The 16309-nt window shown below is 68.1% G+C and carries 16 protein-coding genes and 1 tRNA gene; 10 read left to right on the top strand and 7 right to left on the bottom strand.

Annotation, left to right across the window (positions count from 1 at the left end; translation table 11 throughout):
- Positions 1–157 precede the first annotated feature (157 nt).
- Positions 158–955: an SGNH/GDSL hydrolase family protein gene (locus STROP_RS15855; protein WP_012014376.1), complete on the top strand. Its 798-nt coding sequence runs from the start codon at positions 158–160 to the stop codon at positions 953–955.
- Positions 956–1057: 102 nt separating this feature from the next.
- Here STROP_RS15855 and STROP_RS15850 read toward each other — a convergent pair whose 3' ends face one another.
- The 3 genes from STROP_RS15850 to STROP_RS15840 are packed head-to-tail and all read right to left on the bottom strand — an operon-like array spanning position 1058 to position 3145.
- Entirely contained in the window at positions 1058–1309 is a 252-nt protein-coding gene (locus tag STROP_RS15850) for a helix-turn-helix transcriptional regulator (RefSeq protein ID WP_012014375.1), read from the bottom strand.
- A gap of 10 nt (positions 1310–1319) precedes the next feature.
- Complete coding sequence (locus tag STROP_RS15845) at positions 1320–2171, bottom strand: ABC transporter permease (RefSeq protein WP_012014374.1); 852 nt, start codon at positions 2169–2171, stop codon at positions 1320–1322.
- Positions 2171–3145 carry an ABC transporter ATP-binding protein gene (locus tag STROP_RS15840; protein ID WP_012014373.1) on the bottom strand — a complete coding sequence of 325 codons (975 nt, stop codon included), beginning with the start codon at positions 3143–3145 and terminating at the stop codon, positions 2171–2173. Before STROP_RS15840 ends, STROP_RS15845 begins: the two co-directional genes overlap by 1 nt.
- Positions 3146–3407: 262 nt before the next feature.
- On the opposite strand from STROP_RS15840, the gene STROP_RS15835 reads away from it, so the two are divergent.
- From STROP_RS15835 to STROP_RS15805, 7 genes are all read left to right on the top strand, one after another.
- Complete coding sequence (locus STROP_RS15835; protein WP_012014372.1) at positions 3408–4253, top strand: esterase/lipase family protein; 846 nt, start codon at positions 3408–3410, stop codon at positions 4251–4253.
- 375 nt (positions 4254–4628) lie between these two features.
- Positions 4629–6077, top strand: coding sequence for a pyruvate kinase (gene pyk / locus STROP_RS15830; protein WP_012014371.1), 1449 nt, complete (start codon positions 4629–4631; stop codon positions 6075–6077).
- A gap of 52 nt (positions 6078–6129) precedes the next feature.
- Positions 6130–7014, top strand: coding sequence for an acyl-CoA thioesterase (locus STROP_RS15825; protein ID WP_012014370.1), 885 nt, complete (start codon positions 6130–6132; stop codon positions 7012–7014).
- A gap of 295 nt (positions 7015–7309) precedes the next feature.
- Positions 7310–7840, top strand: a complete 531-nt coding sequence (locus tag STROP_RS15820) for a SigE family RNA polymerase sigma factor (protein WP_026275087.1) — start codon at positions 7310–7312, stop codon at positions 7838–7840.
- A complete protein-coding gene (locus STROP_RS15815) occupies positions 7837–8958 on the top strand; it encodes a WD40 repeat domain-containing protein (protein ID WP_012014368.1) in 1122 nt (373 codons plus the stop codon). Before STROP_RS15820 ends, STROP_RS15815 begins: the two co-directional genes overlap by 4 nt.
- A gap of 182 nt (positions 8959–9140) precedes the next feature.
- Entirely contained in the window at positions 9141–9611 is a 471-nt protein-coding gene (locus STROP_RS15810; protein ID WP_026275086.1) for an RrF2 family transcriptional regulator, read from the top strand.
- Between the two features lie 155 nt (positions 9612–9766).
- Entirely contained in the window at positions 9767–10732 is a 966-nt protein-coding gene (locus tag STROP_RS15805; RefSeq protein ID WP_012014366.1) for a sulfite exporter TauE/SafE family protein, read from the top strand.
- Between the two features lie 207 nt (positions 10733–10939).
- Here STROP_RS15805 and STROP_RS15800 read toward each other — a convergent pair whose 3' ends face one another.
- The 4 genes from STROP_RS15800 to STROP_RS15785 form a co-directional block, all read right to left on the bottom strand.
- Complete coding sequence (locus STROP_RS15800; protein ID WP_012014365.1) at positions 10940–11419, bottom strand: Lrp/AsnC family transcriptional regulator; 480 nt, start codon at positions 11417–11419, stop codon at positions 10940–10942.
- Between the two features lie 112 nt (positions 11420–11531).
- Positions 11532–12392, bottom strand: coding sequence for a YybH family protein (locus STROP_RS15795; RefSeq protein ID WP_012014364.1), 861 nt, complete (start codon positions 12390–12392; stop codon positions 11532–11534).
- A gap of 88 nt (positions 12393–12480) precedes the next feature.
- Positions 12481–13485, bottom strand: a complete 1005-nt coding sequence (locus tag STROP_RS15790; protein WP_012014363.1) for a sigma-70 family RNA polymerase sigma factor — start codon at positions 13483–13485, stop codon at positions 12481–12483.
- A gap of 188 nt (positions 13486–13673) precedes the next feature.
- A tRNA-Leu gene (locus STROP_RS15785) sits at positions 13674–13747 on the bottom strand.
- A 99-nt stretch (positions 13748–13846) separates the two neighbouring features.
- Between STROP_RS15785 and STROP_RS15780 the strand changes: the two genes are divergently transcribed.
- The gene (locus tag STROP_RS15780) at positions 13847–14467 is read left to right on the top strand and encodes an ANTAR domain-containing response regulator (protein WP_012014362.1); all 621 of its coding nucleotides are present in this window, start codon (positions 13847–13849) and stop codon (positions 14465–14467) included.
- A 643-nt stretch (positions 14468–15110) separates the two neighbouring features.
- Positions 15111–16259 carry a branched-chain amino acid ABC transporter substrate-binding protein gene (locus STROP_RS15775; protein ID WP_012014361.1) on the top strand — a complete coding sequence of 383 codons (1149 nt, stop codon included), beginning with the start codon at positions 15111–15113 and terminating at the stop codon, positions 16257–16259.
- Positions 16260–16309 lie beyond the last annotated feature (50 nt).

Genomic DNA, 16309 nt, shown 5'->3' with positions numbered 1-16309 from the left:
CTGTGGCCACCCGCTGGCCGCTGTGGACGGGCCGGCGGTCTAGTGCATTCACTTTTGTGAATTGCTTCGGTAGTATTACCAGCTAGTAACAAAGCTCTACCCTGGCCACGCGCGCGGTTTCTGGGCTCCACCACCCCCCGGCCCTGTGGAGGTCCACATGCCACCCCGTGCACCCGTCCGCGCCCTGGCAGCGTTGGTCGCCCTGTGTGTCGCCGTTGTCGGCGCGGTGCTGCTCCCCAGCGCTGCGCAGGCCGCGACCATCAACTATGTCGCGCTCGGCGACTCGTACTCCTCCGGTGTCGGCGCCGGCCCGTACGACGGGTCCAGCTGCCTGCGTAGCCAGAAGTCCTACGCCCCACGCTGGGCCGCGGCGAATGCGGTGACCAGCTTTCAGTTCCCGGCCTGTGGTGGCGCGGTTACCGCCGACGTCATCAACAGCCAGGTCGACTCACTCAGCACCAGCACCACGATGGTGACCGTCACCATCGGTGGTAATGACGCCGGCTTCGCCAGCGTGATGCTCACCTGTCGGTTCGGCAGCACCTCGGCCTGCGAGGAGGCCGTCGACGAGGCCCGGGACTTCGCTCAGACCACCCTGCCCGGTCGGCTGGACGCCACCTACGCGGCGATCCGTGACCGGGCGCCGAACGCCCGGCTGGTCGTGCTCGGTTACCCACGCCTCTTCGAGACCGGCTGGTGTGGCCTGTTCGGGATGAGTACCGCCAAGCGGCAGCAGCTCAACGAAGCTGCCGACCTCCTGACCAGCATCACCGCCGACCGCGCCGCCGCGGCGGGAGCCACCTTCGCCGATCCCCGTTCCTACTTCGCCGGCCACGGCGTCTGCGGCGACGAGCCCTGGATCAACGACGTCACCAAGATTATCGAGGCGTACCACCCCAACGACGAGGGCTACCGCGACGGCTACCTGCCGGCGCTTAACGCCGTCACCGGCTGATCCTGCCCGACGGCCGACAGTCCAATACGGACTGTCGGCCGCCGGTGTCGGGCGGGCGGTGCGGGACGCCGCTGGTGGTGGTGCGGGACACCGCCCCTGGGTTCACGCTGAACGGCGGCTCCCGGCGGTGGCGTCGCCGATGCGGGGGAACGGTTCGATCGAGAAGACCACCTCGACCGGCACCTCGAAGTACGCGGCGATTCGCAGCGCCAGGTGCAGGCTGGGCCGAAACTCCCCCCGCTCCAGGTAGCCGATGGTCTGGTAGTGCACACCGAGCGCGTCGGCGAGCTGTCGCCGGGAGATGCCCCGTTCGGCGCGCAGCACCGCGATCCGGTTGTGCACGGTCTCGCTCATCGATGTCCTCTCATCCGACCCGCTGCATGGCCTGCTCCCGTCGGGCCGCGACGCGCGAACCGGACTCCCGGCGGGCCATCCGGCGCAGCAGCACCGGCGCCAGGGCGAGCCCGAGCACCGCCCAGGCACCGAGGACGGCAACCATCTCCAGATGACGCCAGGATTCACTGATCTCGACGGCCGCCAGGTCGGCTGGAAGCAGCGCGGAGCGCATGCCCAAGCCTAGCCAGTAGAGCGGAAAGACCTGGGCGACGCCCTGGAGCCAGCCGGGCAGGTCGTTGATCGGGTAGAAGATGCCGGAGACGGCGATGAGGCCCATAACCGGCAGCACCACCAGCCCCATGTTGCGGGGGTTCTCGATCAAAGAGCCGATCATCGCGCCCAGCGGGAGCGTCGCCACCAGCCCGAGCGGCACCACCCAGGCCAGGGTGAGCCAGGCACCGGGATCGCCCAGCCGTAGCCCCTCCAGGAAGAACACCCCGGGAGTCAGCTGGATGACCAGGCCGATCATCGCGACCGACGAGACCAGCACCAGCTTGCCGACCAGGTAGCCGAGCATGCCGTTCGGGATGGCCTTGGCGCGGAGCAGGGTGCCGTCCTCCCGGTCCACGACGAGTTGCTGGGCGAGCCCGAGCAGCCCGCCGAAGAGTAGGCCCATGCCCAGTGCGCTGGGCAGTGTCCGGGCGCCGAGGGAGAAGTCGGTGCCGGGCACCGTCGCCCCGCGCATGAAGAAGACGGCGATCAGCAGCACCAACGTGGGGAAGAAGTAGTTCCACAGGTCCTGAAAGTTGGTGAAGGTGCTGCGTAACTCGATCAGCCCACGCCGCAGGCCGGCCCGGAGTGCGGTGGTCGTCGGGCTCATCAGTTCTCCTCCTGCTGCTGCCACACCCGTTCGGCCCAGCCGGTACGGATTCCGGTCTCCTCCTCGTGCACCAGGGCCAGGTACGCATCCTCCAGGTTGGCTCGGCGTACCTCCAGTTCCTGCACCCGGTCGCCGTAGTCGCCGAGCAGGTCGCGCAGGAAGCCGGTGGCGTCCATGGTGGCGTGTACGTGGCGTACGCCGTCGCAGGTCCAGCGGACCTCCGCATCGGTGGTCAGCCGGCGGGAGAGCTGGTCCGGCGAGCCCTGCGCGATGATCCGGCCGTTGGCCAGGATGACGATCGAGTCGGCGAGCTTCTCCGCCTCGGCCAGATCATGGGTGGTCAGCAGGATGGTGGTGTGGTCCAGGTCGGCGAGGCGGTGCACGAGCTCGTGGAACTCGCGTCGGGCAGCCGGGTCGAGGCCGACCGTCGGCTCGTCCAGGAAGAGCAGCTCTGGCCGGCCCACAATGCCGACCGCCACGTCGAGTCGCCGACGTTGCCCGCCGGAGAGCCGGGACACCCGCGCACCGGCGTGTGCGGTCAGGCCGACGGCCGCCAGCAGTTCGTCCACCGGCCACGGGCGCTGGATCTGGTCGGTCGCGTACGGCGCGTAGTAGTCGCCGAGGTGGGAGAGGAGTTCCCGCACCCGCCACCGGCCGTGGTCCCGCCAGGACTGGAGCACCACGCCGAGTTGGGCCCGCCACCGCTCGTCGCCGTTGGCGGGGTCAACGCCGAGTACCCGGACCGAGCCGGCTGAGGGCAGCCGGAAGCCCTCGAGGATCTCGATGGTGGTGGTCTTGCCGGCACCGTTCGGCCCGAGCAGTGCGATCACCTCGCCCCGTTGGGCGGTGAGGTCGACGCCGTTCAGCACGTCCACGGTGCCGTAGCGCATGCGTAGGTCCCGAACGTCGAGGACCAGGTGGTCGTCGAGATTTCGGGGGGCCGCAACAGCCCCCGGCCGTTCGACTGTAGTCATACTCCGGAAGATAGCATCACTACTACAAGTCTAGGTATACCAACTCACTTCCGTGGGGCTGTGTCTGCGCCGTGGTGTGGCCTGTCTGTGAGTTTTTTCCCTATGGAGGCCTTTGTCTGGACGGCCGGAGTGTGCCGTTGATGGAACAACAGGTTACTGGGGGGTAGCCGAGCATTGACGAACGAGAATCTCTGCCCGCATCATCGTTCGCACCGGTCGATCGGACTCGCACCGCACCCACCACCCTCATGGAGTTGCAGCCATGTTGCTTCGAAAGACCGCCATCGTGCTCGCGTTCGCACTCGGCGTCACGCTCGCCGTCCCTGGCGTCGCCGCCAGTGCAGCATCCGCCAGTGCGGCACCTGCCGGTGCCGCGGCTGAGCCGGCGTCCACTTCCCACGTCCCACCGAGTAGCGTCCACAACGCCACGGCCGGCCCGGCCGTGGCGGCCGACAACCCAGTGATCATCGTCGGCGGGTTGAGCGGCTTCGCCTTCGCGTACGGGCCGCTCGCCGCGCGGCTGGATGCCGACGGCTTCCGTTCCTTCGTCTATGAACTGCCAGGGCTGGGTTTCGGCGACATCCCGACCTCGGCCCGCGCCTTCGCCGACTATGTCGACCAGGTTCGCGCCACCACCGGCGCCAACCGGGTGGATCTGGTGGGGCACTCCGAGGGGGGCCTGGTGGCCCGCTACTACCTGAAGCAACTCGGCGGCACCGGGGCCGTCGGTCGGTACGTCAGCCTCGGCAGCCCGCAGTACGGGACGTATGTGGCCAACATCGTCGCCTTCCTCGGGCTCGGTAGCTGCGCCGGGGTGGTGGCATGCCAGCAGATGACGATCGGCTCGGACTTCCTCGCCGACCTCAACGCCGGTGACGACACTCCCGGCTCGGTCAGCTACACCACCATCCGTACGTGGCAGGACCAGTTGGTGCGGCCGGTGGGCAACGCTGCGCTGGCCGACGGAGCGCGCAACGTGCTGATCCAGTCCTGGTGTCCGCTGCGGCTGGTCGGGCACCTTGGGTTGGCACTGGACGGGACGACCTACACGGTGATCCGGCAGGCGTTGCGCGACGAGTCGATCCGCCCCAACTGCCTGGCTGTCTAGGAATGCTCCCCGTGGGGCGGTCGGCATGCCGACCGCCCCACGGGGCTGTGCCAGCTGGTCCGATTGCCTCCCGCGGGCGCGTGCCGAGCTGCTTCGGCCTGACCGAGGCGCGGGTTCTTCCCTCTTTCGCGGTGGGGCGGGGAACGGGAAAGCCAGCGACAGAGATCGACTTTCTGCGCGCTGTTCACCCGTGCCTTCCTGTCAGGCCTAGCGCGGGCGGTACGATCTCGGGGCGCGCGGTCGCCGACGCCCGCCCCCCCACGACGTTCCCGGCGGTTATCCACTGCCGGCCGTGCAGCCGCGCAACGTCGGAGAACGTGTTCGCACTGCGACAGGGGTCGGCCCGCGGTCCGGCCCGGAGGAGAGATTAGCCTGATGGGCGTGACACGCCGCGCAAAGATTGTTTGCACACTTGGCCCCGCCACCTCCTCGCCGGAGCGTATTCGCGGCCTCGTTGAGGCCGGAATGGATGTGGCGAGGCTCAACTTCAGCCACGGCAGCCATGCCGACCACGAGGCGGTCTGCCGGCTGGTTCGGGAGGCGGCCGAGGCGGCGGGGAGGCCGGTCGCGGTCCTCGCCGATCTCCAGGGCCCCAAGATCCGGCTTGGCCGGTTCGCCGACGGCCCGCACGAGTGGCGCACCGGTGACTCGGTGGTGATCACCAGTGATGACATCCTCGGTACCCGGGATCGGGTTGCCTGCACCTACCGCAAGCTTCCCCAGGAGGTGAAGCCCGGCGACCGGCTGCTCATCGACGACGGCCGAGTCGCGGTCGAGGTCACCGACGTTACCGGCAACGACATCCGTTGCCTGGTCACCGAGGGCGGACCGGTCTCCAACAACAAGGGTGTGTCGCTGCCAAACGTAGCGGTCAGTGTCCCCGCGCTCTCGGACAAGGACGCCGAGGACCTGCGGTTCGCCCTCGGCCTCGGTGCCGACCTGGTGGCGCTCTCCTTCGTCCGTTCCGCCGACGACATCAAGCAGGTCCACTCCATCATGTCCGAGGAGGGCGTGCACCGGCCGGTGCTGGCCAAGGTGGAGAAGCCGGAGGCAGTGGAGCAGCTTGGGGCGATCGTCCTGGCCTTCGACGGGGTCATGGTGGCCCGTGGTGACCTCGGCGTGGAGATGCCGCTGGACCAGGTGCCCCTGGTGCAGAAGCGCGCGGTGCAGCTCTGCCGAGAGAACGCCAAGCCGGTCATCGTCGCCACCCAGATGCTCGACTCCATGATTGAGAACTCCCGGCCCACCCGTGCTGAGGCCTCCGATGTGGCCAACGCCGTGCTCGACGGCGCGGACGCGGTGATGCTCTCCGGCGAGACCAGCGTCGGGAAGTACCCGGTGCTCACCGTGAGCACCATGGCAAAGATCGTGGCGACGACGGAGGCCGGCTCGATCGCGGTGCCTCGGCTCCAGCACGATCCACGTACCCACGGGGGCGCGCTTACCATCGCCGCGTCGTCGATCGCCCGGGCGATCGACGCCAAAGCCCTGGTGGCGTTCTCGCAGACCGGCGACACCGTCCGGCGGCTCTCCCGACTGCACTGTGACCTGCCGCTACTCGCTTTCACCCCGGTGCCGGAGGTGCGTAACCAGCTCGCCCTCTCCTGGGGTGTGCAGACCTTCCTGATGCCCTTCGTTGAGCACACCGACGCCATGTTCCGGCAGGTCGACGAGGCGCTGCTCGGCCTCGGTCGGGCCAACCCCGGCGATTACGTCGTGATCGTCGCCGGTAGTCCGCCCGGAACTCCCGGCTCGACCAACACCCTTCGCGTGCACCAGCTCGGGTCGCTGGTCGACCTCGCCGCGGCCCGGGCGCTCCAGTGAGTGTGCGGAGCGAGCCGGGATCGCGATCCCCACGGTCGCGATTGGAGGTCCGATGAGCGCGTCCGGTGCGGTGGTCGGTCAGGCCGCGGTCGATCAACTGCTGGAGGTTCTGGACCTCAGCCCGACCGGTGAGCGAGCCTTCCGGGGGATGAGTCCGCAGGTCGGCCCGCAGCGGGTGTACGGGGGGCAGGTCGCCGGTCAGGCGCTGGTCGCCGCCGGGCGGACGGTCGATCCGGAACGCTTCGTGCACTCTCTGCACGGTTACTTCGTGCGACCGGGCGATCCGAGTGAGCCCATCGACTACCAGGTCGAGTGCGTTCGCGACGGTCGTTCCTTCTCGGTCCGCCGGTCGGTGGCGCTCCAGCACGACAAACCGATCTTCTTCATGTCGGCGTCCTTCCAGCGCCAGGAGGAGGGGCTGGACCACCATGCGCCGTCCCCGCCGAACGTGCCCGGCCCGGACGAGGTGCCGACGATGACCGACCGGCTCGCCCGCTACCCGGAGCGGTTGGGTATCTGGGCGCTGATTCCCCGGCCGATCGACGTCCGCTACGTCGGTGAGCCCGGCTGGGTGCGCCCTGGTGACCGGCCGGCCGAGCCGAACCAGCGGGTGTGGATGCGGATCGACGGCAAGCTCCCGGACGACCCGCTGCTGCACGCCTGCGCCCTGACGTACGCCTCCGATCTCACCCTGCTGGACTCGGTGCTGTCGGTACACGGAGAGGTGTGGGGGCCCGGCGGTGTGGTGGGCGCCAGCCTCGATCACGCCCTCTGGTTCCACCGGCCGTTCCGCGCCGACGAGTGGTTTCTCTACGACTGCTGGAGCCCCTCGGCGTCTGGGGCGCGGGGGTTGGCGGCCGGTCGCATGTTCACCCGGGACGGCCGGCAGATCGCCAGTGCGGTGCAGGAGGGCTTGCTGCGCAGAGTTGGCGAGTGACGGCCAGCGCGGGACCGGTATCGAGGCTTCGGGCGGTTAGTAGCGTTCAACCTCCGACACGATCGACACGACAACATCACCACTCCGGTTAGCCGGTACCCGAAAGCGGGTGCCGGCTAACGGCGTTCGGAGCGGGCGCCCAGGCGGGCATCTCGGTGGCGGGGTTGATCGAAGTCAGTTGTTGACCGTGAAAATGTGCTCCGAGATTTCGGCCGTGCGGCAACCAAATGGCTTGGGCTGAGCGTCTAGTGGGGCGTAAATGTCGATGGACCGCCTCTCCCAAGGATCGGCTCGTGTGGACCCTTTGCTGACAGAGTTCGAAACGTTCGTCCGGACCCGTACGCCCGCGCTTTTGCGGTCGGCCTACCTTCTGACGGGTGACCAGCACCTTGCCGAGGATCTCGTTCAGTCGGCCCTCGCGCGGACACACCGGTCGTGGAAACGGCTGCATGAGAGTGGGAATGCCGAAGCCTACACCCGCAAGACTATGTACCACCTCCAAGTCTCCTGGTGGCGACGTCGACGTGTAGGCGAGTCGATGCCGGGTGACTTGCCTGATCGAAGCGACAGCAGTTCGGATTCAGACGCCGCGCACCAGACCATCATGCGGCTCACGTTGCGGAACGCCTTGGCCCAGCTCTCCGCGAAGCAGCGGGCGGTGCTGGTGCTGCGCTTCTTCGAGGACCGTACCGAAATGGAGGCCGCCGGCCTGCTCGGCGTCACTGTCGGCACTGTCAAGAGCCAGACCTCCAAGGCCTTGGCCAAGTTACGCACTGTCGCACCAGAGCTCGGCGAACTGTACGTCTCGGAAGGAAGCGCCCGATGAAACACGACCGCCTCCGGCTCGACCTCGCCGATCTGGCGGAAGAGGTCAACACTGCCGACCTGCACGACCGGGTTTTGCACACCTCCCGTCGGCTCGTCATCCAGCGCGCGATCGTCACGTCCGCCGCTGTCCTCGCGCTGTTCGGCGCGACCGGCACGGCCCTCGCCGTGATTCCCCGTGCCGACGGTCCGGCGCCGCTGCCAGCCGACTCTCCGTCGGTCACTGTTTCCCCATCGCCGCCGGCCGACCCGTCCCCGTCTCCGTCTCTGTCCTCGTCGCCCCCAGCCGAGCAACCAGGGCTTCCCGGTACCCGTTACTACCTGAGTTTTGGCGACGAGGCCACCGTTCACGCCGTGCAGGGCGACGCCCACAACGTGGTTACCCGCTTCCCGCTCTCGGACGATGACCTGTGCCCCGGGAACACCCTCACCGTCTCCCCGGACGGCAGGTGGGTGGCCTATGTCAAGGGCAGCAGCACGGATCGTCACAGTGGAGAACTGCTGGTGGGTGCTCTGGGGGAGCCGGGAGAAAGGCCGGTGATGACGAGCGTGCTGAGTGATGTCAACTGCCTCGGCTCTCGGGCCCTGCTGTGGAACGGCAATGATCTGCTGGGAGTGCGGCTGGCGGATACGCGATTTGTGCTCCTGGATGTGGCCGCCAAGGAGCCGGTGGCCGGCAGCCCTCGGATGGAGAACGTGGAAGGTTGGTCCGCCGACGGGAGGTGGCTGGCTGCGCAAGAGGATGGCACGCGGTATGTGACGGATGGGCAGCAGGTACGGAAGTACGACTACACTCCGCCTGCCGATGAAGCGCTGAAGTGGGACGGCTGGGCCGTTCGAAGCATATCGACGGATGGTCGATACGTCGCGGTCGGCTGGCATGGCACCGATCCGTCGCGCCAAGATGACAGCTTTGATGTCGTCGACACCACCACGGGCGCGACAGTGCCGCTGCCAGGTGAGGGAGAGATCCGAAGCATCCTGTTTACCGCTGACGACAAGGTGCTGGTTCGGCGGGCGAACGGTATCAGTGTGCTCGACAGCTCCTTCGAGCCCCTCGCCACCGTCGTCGAACCCGTCGAGTTCCAACGCCTGGACTTGCTGGCATACCGGGTCTGATCTCGGTCAACCGCACCACATGCCCGTTGGGCCCAAGATCTGGAGCCGTCGTGTCACGGGGCACGGCGGCTCCAGCCTGTAAGCGTTCGAAGGCCCGGAGGTGGCGGCCCTGCACGGGCCTCCGGCCCGGCGGGTCGAGGGACGATCGGCCGTTGGTGGCCGAGCCGGCTAGCCTGTCTGCCATGCGTCTCTCCGCCCGGGTTGACTATGCCCTTCGCGCAGTCGCCGAGCTCGCCTCGGCGACCGGCGGTGTCTCGACCGGTCGGGGGCGGTTCGTGACAGCCGACCAGATCGCCCGGGCTCAGGAGATCCCGCCGAAGTTCCTGGAGAGCATCCTGTTGCAGCTGCGTCGGGGCGGCGTGGTGCAGGCCCAGCGGGGCCCGGAGGGAGGCTACTGGCTGGCACGGCCGGCGGGCGAGATCTCCCTCGCCGAGGTGATTCGGGTGATCGACGGTCCGCTGGCCCACGTTCGTGGACAGCGCCCGGAGCAGCTCGGCTATCACGGTGCCGCGCGGGCACTGCAGGATGTGTGGATTGCCCTGCGGGCAAGCGAACGCCAGATCCTTGAGCTGGTCACCGTAGCCGACGTGGCCGACGGTGCCCTCCCGGCGCGGGTTACCGACCTGGTCGCCGACCCACGCGCCTGGACCTGAGCCGAGAGCGCCGGGACCTGTCCCGAGAGCGCCGGGACCTGAGCCGCGCCGGGACCTGAGCCGAGAATCGCTGTCGAACATGGTTGACCCAGGCCCCACTCATCCCGCATTGTCGACCAAGTCGATAGGAGATATCCGAAAACTAGGGAGGCGCGGTGCGCAAGCTGCTGGTCCTCGCGCTCGTCGGGTTGGCCGCGCAGCTCGTTGACGGTGCCCTCGGCATGGCATACGGGCTGACCTCCTCGACTCTGCTCCTGCTCGCCGGAATCGCGCCGGCCGCTGCCTCGGCTTCGGTGCACCTTGCGGAGGTGGGCACCACGCTCGCGGCGGGGGTGGCGCACTGGCGGTTCGGCAACGTCGACTGGCGCGTCGTCCGACGGATCGCGGTGCCTGGTGCCCTCGGCGCGTTCGCCGGAGCGACCTTTCTGTCCGCCCTCTCCACTGCTGCCGCCGCGCCTTGGATGGCCGCCATCTTGTTTACCCTTGGCGCGTACCTGCTGGTGCGCTTCGCCCGACCACTGCGCACCGAGCGGCGGGCCGGGCGGTTACGCGGTCGTTTCCTGAGCCCCCTGGGACTGGTCGCCGGTTTCGTCGACGCCACCGGTGGCGGGGGATGGGGCCCGGTGGCAACCCCCGCGCTGCTGGTCAGCGGGCGACTGGAACCCCGCAAGGTGATCGGCTCGGTGGACACCGCCGAGTTCCTCGTCGCCGGTGCGGCCAGCGTCGGCTTCCTGATCGGGCTTGGTTCCGAGGGCTTTCTGTTGCCGATGGTGCTCGCGCTCCTCGCCGGTGGTCTGATCGCGGCGCCGGTGGCCGCCTGGCTGATACGCCTTGTTCCGGCCCAACTGCTCGGCGCGGTGGTTGGCGGTGTGATCGTGCTGACCAACGCTCGTACGCTGATGCACGCCCTCGATCTCGATGGGGGTGTGCGGCCCGTGGGGTATGCCCTGCTGGCGCTCGCCTGGGGTGTCGCGGTCGCGTTCGCGCTGCGGGCCTTGCTGCGCGCCCGTCATGCCCGGACTGTCGTCGCCGCTGCCCGTGGCGCCACGCCGTCCCGGCGTGAGGTCAACACCGAACCGCCCCGGCAGCAGGTGGCGGTCGACTCTGAGTCGGTCCGGTAGGGCGCACCGGGCGAGAGAGTGAGCACCGGACCGGCTTCGCGGAATCCGTCGACTCCGGCCCGGTGCACCACAACCTGGCATCTCCCGACCCGTCCCGACCGGGAGTGCCAACCACCACCGAAACCAAAGCTAGGCGCGGTCCGCGTCCCAGGCGTGACATAGACGTGAAGATCCTGTTTCGGTGCGTCACCGAGACTGTGATCCGTCTTACCCCAGGCCCCGTACCTGCTCGAAGATCAGGCTGGTCTGGGTGTGCTGCACCGCCGGATCGACTGCCAGGTGGTCGAGCGCGAAGTCCCGCAGCGCATCCGCCGACGCCGCCCGGACGTGCAGCACGTAGTCGTCCGCGCCGGCCACGTGGAACACCGCCACCACCCCTGGTAGGCGTACCGACCGGGCCCGGAAGGCGTCCACCACGGCCCGGTCGTGGGCGGAGAGTCGTACCGAGATCAGCGCCTGTAGTGGCAGGCCCATCGCCGCAGGATCCACCTCGGCGTGGAAGCCGCGGATCGCCCCGCATCCGCGTAGCGCCCTGGTCCGCGCGAGGCAGGTCGATGGCGCCACCCCTACCCGCTCGGCAAGGGCATTGTTCGGGAGGCGGCCGTCCATCGTCAGCTCCGCCAGGATGGCGCGGTCGGTGTCATCGAGGCTCGCATAGGGCCGTACCGGATCCGGGGAAGAGGGCATGGTCGACATCATTCCTCGAATCCGTACGACTTTCAACGCGTCAAGGACGAATTTTATTTGCTGGTAGCGCTTAAAGATTGCCTAATGTTCAGGAATCATCGCCACGGCTGGATTACGGACGCAGGTCGGTCTTCGCGCGGCCGGTGGCTGGGTCGTAGGGGTGGGAGAGGTGCTGGTGGGTCAGGAGCCAGGCGCCGTTGCTGCGCTGAAAGATGCGGGTTCCACGGGACCAGCTGTCTACGGCATCGCCGCCAGCGGGTACCACCGACACGTGGTTGAGGCCCCAGGAGACGGCGAGATCACCGTCGACCACGATCTTTAGGTCGGGAACGTTCCAGGTGACGGTGCTGTCGCCGGCCGCGTCGAGTCCGGCCCTGCATACCTCACGGACGGCTTCGACCCCGACGTGCTGCAGTAGCTGGTCGTGTTCGTAGGAGACGACGTCGTCGGCGATGGGGGTCATCAGGCCGTCGAGGTCTTTGCCGGCTGTGCTGTCGAACCAGTGCTGGTGTAACCGGCGCAGCTCCTGTTCGGCGGCGGCGTGGTCTCGCTCGGGAGCCGGCTTGGCCGCGGTGGGGTCGGTGCGTGGGAAGGAGTGGTGCTCATGGGCGACGACCCACCCTTCGGCGTGCTTGCGTAGACCGAGCGTCAGTCGTAAACGGGTGTGAGGATTGTCGGCAAAGTCGCGCTCGGTGCCGCAGCGTAGCAGGGCGTACGCGAAGGCGACATCGTCACCGGCGGTGATCTCCAGGGACTCGATTTCGAAGGAGGCGCCCTGGGCCTGCCACGGAAAGAACGGTGTCCACGTCTCGCGGTAGGCGTCGAGGCCACGTACTCCCTGATGCGGTGGCGGCACGTCGAACATGACGATGTCCTCGCTGTGGTCGGCGAGGACGCTGGTGAGGTCGCCGCGGTGGACCGCGTCGGCCCAGCGCTCGATCAGTGCGCGGATCTGTTCCTCGTTGGTAGCCATGGTGGGCTTGGTCCTTCCAGGTCGATACTTCCCGTCAGGACTACAACCCGGACCGGTCGGCAAACTCATCGCGCGTCCGCAGGTCACCTCACGTCAGGTGGTCCGGCAACCGGAAGGTCGGGAAGTCGGCATCGAGGAACGAGACCACCTCGACCACCTGCCGACCCCGCAGCGCCAGCAGGTCCAGACCGGCCGGGACATACGCGCCCCGCTCGTGGCTCCACAGGTACGTGCCGAACGCGAGCTGTCCGTTCGCCTGCACCGGCAGGAACCGCCAGCGATGCCGCAGGACCGCACCGACCAGGAAGGCGCGGATTTCTGCCCGGCCGACGTACCAGGTCGCCAGCGGCGGCATCGAGTACCGTGCGTTCTCCGTCAGCATCGCCACGATGGCGTCAACGTCACCGGCCTCCCATGCGGTCAGGTACCGCTGGGCGACCTCCCGTTGTGCCGCGTCGCCGAGCGTCTTGAGGGTCTGCTGCTGGCTGGGTTCCGGACGTCGTTCGATGACGACCTTGCGGGCCCGCTGAAGAGCGCTGTTGACGGCGGCGACTGTGGTGTCCAACACGCCGGCGGCCTCCCTGGCGGAGTAGCCGAGCACGTCGCGCAGCAACAGCACCGCTCGCTGCGACGCCGACAGATGGTGCAAGGCGGCGACGAACGCCAGCTCCACGCTCTCTCGGGCGACGATGCGGGCTTCCGGGGTCAGTCGCGCCGTCCAGCTCATCAGGTGGTCCGGGTACGGCTCCAGCCATGTCGCCTCGGCCAGCGGTGTCCCTTCCGGGCTCAGGTCGGTGGGCAGCTCCCGTCGCCGCTCGCTGCGTTCAATGATCGTCAGTGCTCGGTTTGTCGCGATCTTGTACAACCACGGTCGGATCGACCCTTGATCCTCGAACCGCTCCAGGCTGCGCCACGCCCGGTCCAGGGTGTCCTGGACCGCGTCCTCCGCGTCATGAATCGACCCCAGCATCCGGTAGCAGTACGCCCGAAGCTCGTCCCGCAGCGGCCCCACCAAACGGCCGAAGGCGTCGCCGCTACCCGCCTGCGCCGCCGCCAACAGTTGTGTCGCAGCAGACCCACCCGGCTGATGCACGCTGTTCCCGCGACCTCTGACCTGGCTCACCGTCGCCACGCTACATCGACGCCACCCGAAGCCCTGGAACGGGAACTGGTCGTGGCCAGTCGCGCCGTCACGCAACGGGCCGTCACGTCATTCGCAGAAACGCTGAGCGCCCCCGACGGCCAGGCCGTCGGGGGCGCTCAGCGTTCTCGTGCAGATCGTGTCCCCGGTGGGATTCGAACCCACACTGTCGGAGGTTTGAGCTCCGTTTCTCTACCGGTTGGAATACGGGGACAGTGCCGCCGGCGGCCTCGGTGCTGGCTCATAGAGTACCCACTAGGCTAAGGGGCGCGGCACCCGGTCGGGTGCCGGTACGGACTGGTGGGAGTTGCTCGTGGCCGAGACGCAGACGGACGCCGAGCGCAGGCGGGTGCTGATCGCCGAGGATGAGGCGCTCATCCGGCTGGATCTCGCCGAGATGCTCGTCGAGGAGGGCTATGCGGTCGTCGGAGAGGCCGGTGACGGTGAGACCGCCGTCCGGCTCGCCAAGGAGCTGAAGCCGGACCTGGTCATCCTCGACATCAAGATGCCCATTATGGATGGGCTGGCCGCTGCCGAGCGGATCGCCGGCGAGCGGATCGCTCCGGTCATCATCCTGACCGCGTTCAGCCAGCGGGACCTGGTGGAGCGGGCGCGGGCGGCCGGCGCGATGGCGTACCTGGTCAAGCCCTTCCAGAAGAGCGACCTGGTCCCAGCAGTAGAGATTGCGCTGTCGCGCTACTCGGAGGTCGCCGCCCTGGAGGCGGAGGTCGCTGGCCTCACCGACCGGCTGGAGGTACGCAAGATCGTCGAGCGGGCCAAGGGCGCGCTGATGACCACGTACGGGATGACCGAGCCGCAAGCCTTCAAGTGGATCCAGCGCACCGCGATGGACCACCGGATGACGATGAAAGAGGTTGCCGAGCGGATCCTCCAGGAGACCGCCGGGGGCGAGGTGGCTCGTCCGGCCCAGTAGGTCCGGTCAGTCCCCGCCTACCTTCTTGGCTAGCCCCACGGTGGGGTGGCCCGGCCGGGATGAACGCCCTCGACATCAGGGACGCGCATCCGGCAGTGACCCCACCAGATCAGGGGTCGAAGAAGCACCTCACGTCATCCCACAGCAGATCCGACACACCGCTGTGCTGCCCGGCTCCTCACCCCAGCGCAGCCCGATTTCCCCTTGACAAAACCCGTAGGGGTGTCCTCGTTGCCCCGAAGGTAGCTGCGGCCAGAGCGGGCTCCGCCATGGTGCCCGTACGTGTGGGGCGCGCCCCGGGTGCGAAACAAGCGCCGCGGTTGTTTGCGCACTCCCGCCGCTTTGATTGATGCCGGTGTTGCTGGCGGCGGCTGAAAGGGCTGGTCACAGCCGGTGCGCTCGGAACCTTGGGTCAGCAGTGAAGGACGTTTCAGGTTCGGGCCGTATTGGCGCTTGTATTCGTAACGGTTTGACAAGCGTGGCTTCGAGGGCTTCCGGGAGCGTTTATCGACCCAGTACGATCCGCCATCACGAGCCGTAGCAGGTGTGCGGGCTCACATCGAGGTGAGGAGGCTGCCGTACTGGTGCGGTCGCCTGCCTCGGGTGCGCCCGGAACTCCTGCAACTGGAGGAGGTCTATAGCCGTGAGGCGTAAGTACGTACGGGCGCTCGGCGCCATTGGGTTGTCGGCAGCCCTCATTGCCGCGGCGGGCTGTCAGGCGGAGGAGGACGACACCGCCGGCAGCAGTGACTGCGGTGGCAAGATCGCCATCTTCGGTGCCTTCAGCGGCCCGAACTCGGGTCTGGTGATTCCGTCGCGCGACGGCGCACTGCTTGCGGTGAAGCAGCACAACGAGGCGAACCCGGACTGCGAGGTGACCCTGCAGGAGTTCGACACCCAGGGCGACCCGACCCAGGCCACGCCGGTCGCGAACCAGGTCACCGGCGACGAGTCCTTCCTGGGCGTCATCGGTGGCGCGTTCTCCGGTGAGAGCAAGGCGACGATGGCGGTCTACGAGGCGGCCGGAATGGTGATGGTCAGCCCCTCGGCGACGGCGATCGAGCTGACCGCGGGCGGTAACAAGGTGTTCCACCGGGTGGTCGGTAACGACGCCATCCAGGGCGCCGCCGCCGCCGTCTACTTCCGGGACGTGGTGCAGGCCAAGAAGGTCTTCGTGATCAATGACGGCACCACCTACGGCGCCGGCATCGCCGACGAGCTGACCAAGGCCCTCGGTGCGTTGGCGGGCGGCACCGACCAGGTGCAGGAGAAGCAGGTCAACTTCGCCGCCACCATCTCGAAGATCAAGGCTGCCGCGCCGGACGCGATCGCGTACGGCGGCTACACGAACGAGGCGGCTCCGCTGGTGAAGCAGCTGCGGGAGGCCGGCATCACGACGACCTTCCTCGGCTTCGACGGTCTCTACGACCCGTCCTTCCCGGAGGGCGCCGGGGCCAGCGCCGAGGGTGTGATCGTGACCTGCCCGTGCCTGCCGCCGGACAAGGCCGGTGGCACCTTCAGCGCCGACTTCGAAGCGGAGTACGGCGGGCCTCCGGGTTCCTACGGTGCCGAGGGCTACGACGCCGCGAACGTGTTGATCGAGGGTCTGGCCGAGGGCAACACCACGCGTGAGGATCTGCTGGCGTGGGTCGACTCCTACGACAAGGAGGGGGTCTCGAAGTCCCTCAAGTTCGCCGACAGCGGTGACGTGGACGAGTCCCGGGTGGTGATCTGGGCCTACGAGATCAAGGGCGGTGAGATCACGGCCCAGCAGGAGATCAAGCTCAGCTGAGCCAGGATGACCGTTGCGCGGCCGGGGCTTTCCCCGGCCGCGCAACGGTG

Origin of the sequence: Salinispora tropica CNB-440 (genome assembly GCF_000016425.1) — a bacterium.
Taxonomy (GTDB): Bacteria; Actinomycetota; Actinomycetes; order Mycobacteriales; family Micromonosporaceae; genus Micromonospora; species Micromonospora tropica.
Note: the sequence above shows the minus strand (reverse complement) of the source record. Positions and strands in the feature narration are given on the sequence as shown.

What these genes read in the sequence shown, in the direction of transcription:
- STROP_RS15855 (WP_012014376.1), top strand. Translation starts at nt 158, where the DNA reads ATGCCACCCCGTGCACCCGTCCGCGCCCTGGCAGCGTTGGTCGCCCTG.
- STROP_RS15850 (WP_012014375.1), bottom strand. Translation starts at nt 1,309, where the DNA reads ATGAGCGAGACCGTGCACAACCGGATCGCGGTGCTGCGCGCCGAACGG.
- STROP_RS15845 (WP_012014374.1), bottom strand. Translation starts at nt 2,171, where the DNA reads ATGAGCCCGACGACCACCGCACTCCGGGCCGGCCTGCGGCGTGGGCTG.
- STROP_RS15840 (WP_012014373.1), bottom strand. Translation starts at nt 3,145, where the DNA reads ATGACTACAGTCGAACGGCCGGGGGCTGTTGCGGCCCCCCGAAATCTC.
- STROP_RS15835 (WP_012014372.1), top strand. Translation starts at nt 3,408, where the DNA reads ATGTTGCTTCGAAAGACCGCCATCGTGCTCGCGTTCGCACTCGGCGTC.
- pyk (WP_012014371.1), top strand. Translation starts at nt 4,629, where the DNA reads ATGGGCGTGACACGCCGCGCAAAGATTGTTTGCACACTTGGCCCCGCC.
- STROP_RS15825 (WP_012014370.1), top strand. Translation starts at nt 6,130, where the DNA reads ATGAGCGCGTCCGGTGCGGTGGTCGGTCAGGCCGCGGTCGATCAACTG.
- STROP_RS15815 (WP_012014368.1), top strand. Translation starts at nt 7,837, where the DNA reads ATGAAACACGACCGCCTCCGGCTCGACCTCGCCGATCTGGCGGAAGAG.
- STROP_RS15810 (WP_026275086.1), top strand. Translation starts at nt 9,141, where the DNA reads ATGCGTCTCTCCGCCCGGGTTGACTATGCCCTTCGCGCAGTCGCCGAG.
- STROP_RS15800 (WP_012014365.1), bottom strand. Translation starts at nt 11,419, where the DNA reads ATGCCCTCTTCCCCGGATCCGGTACGGCCCTATGCGAGCCTCGATGAC.
- STROP_RS15795 (WP_012014364.1), bottom strand. Translation starts at nt 12,392, where the DNA reads ATGGCTACCAACGAGGAACAGATCCGCGCACTGATCGAGCGCTGGGCC.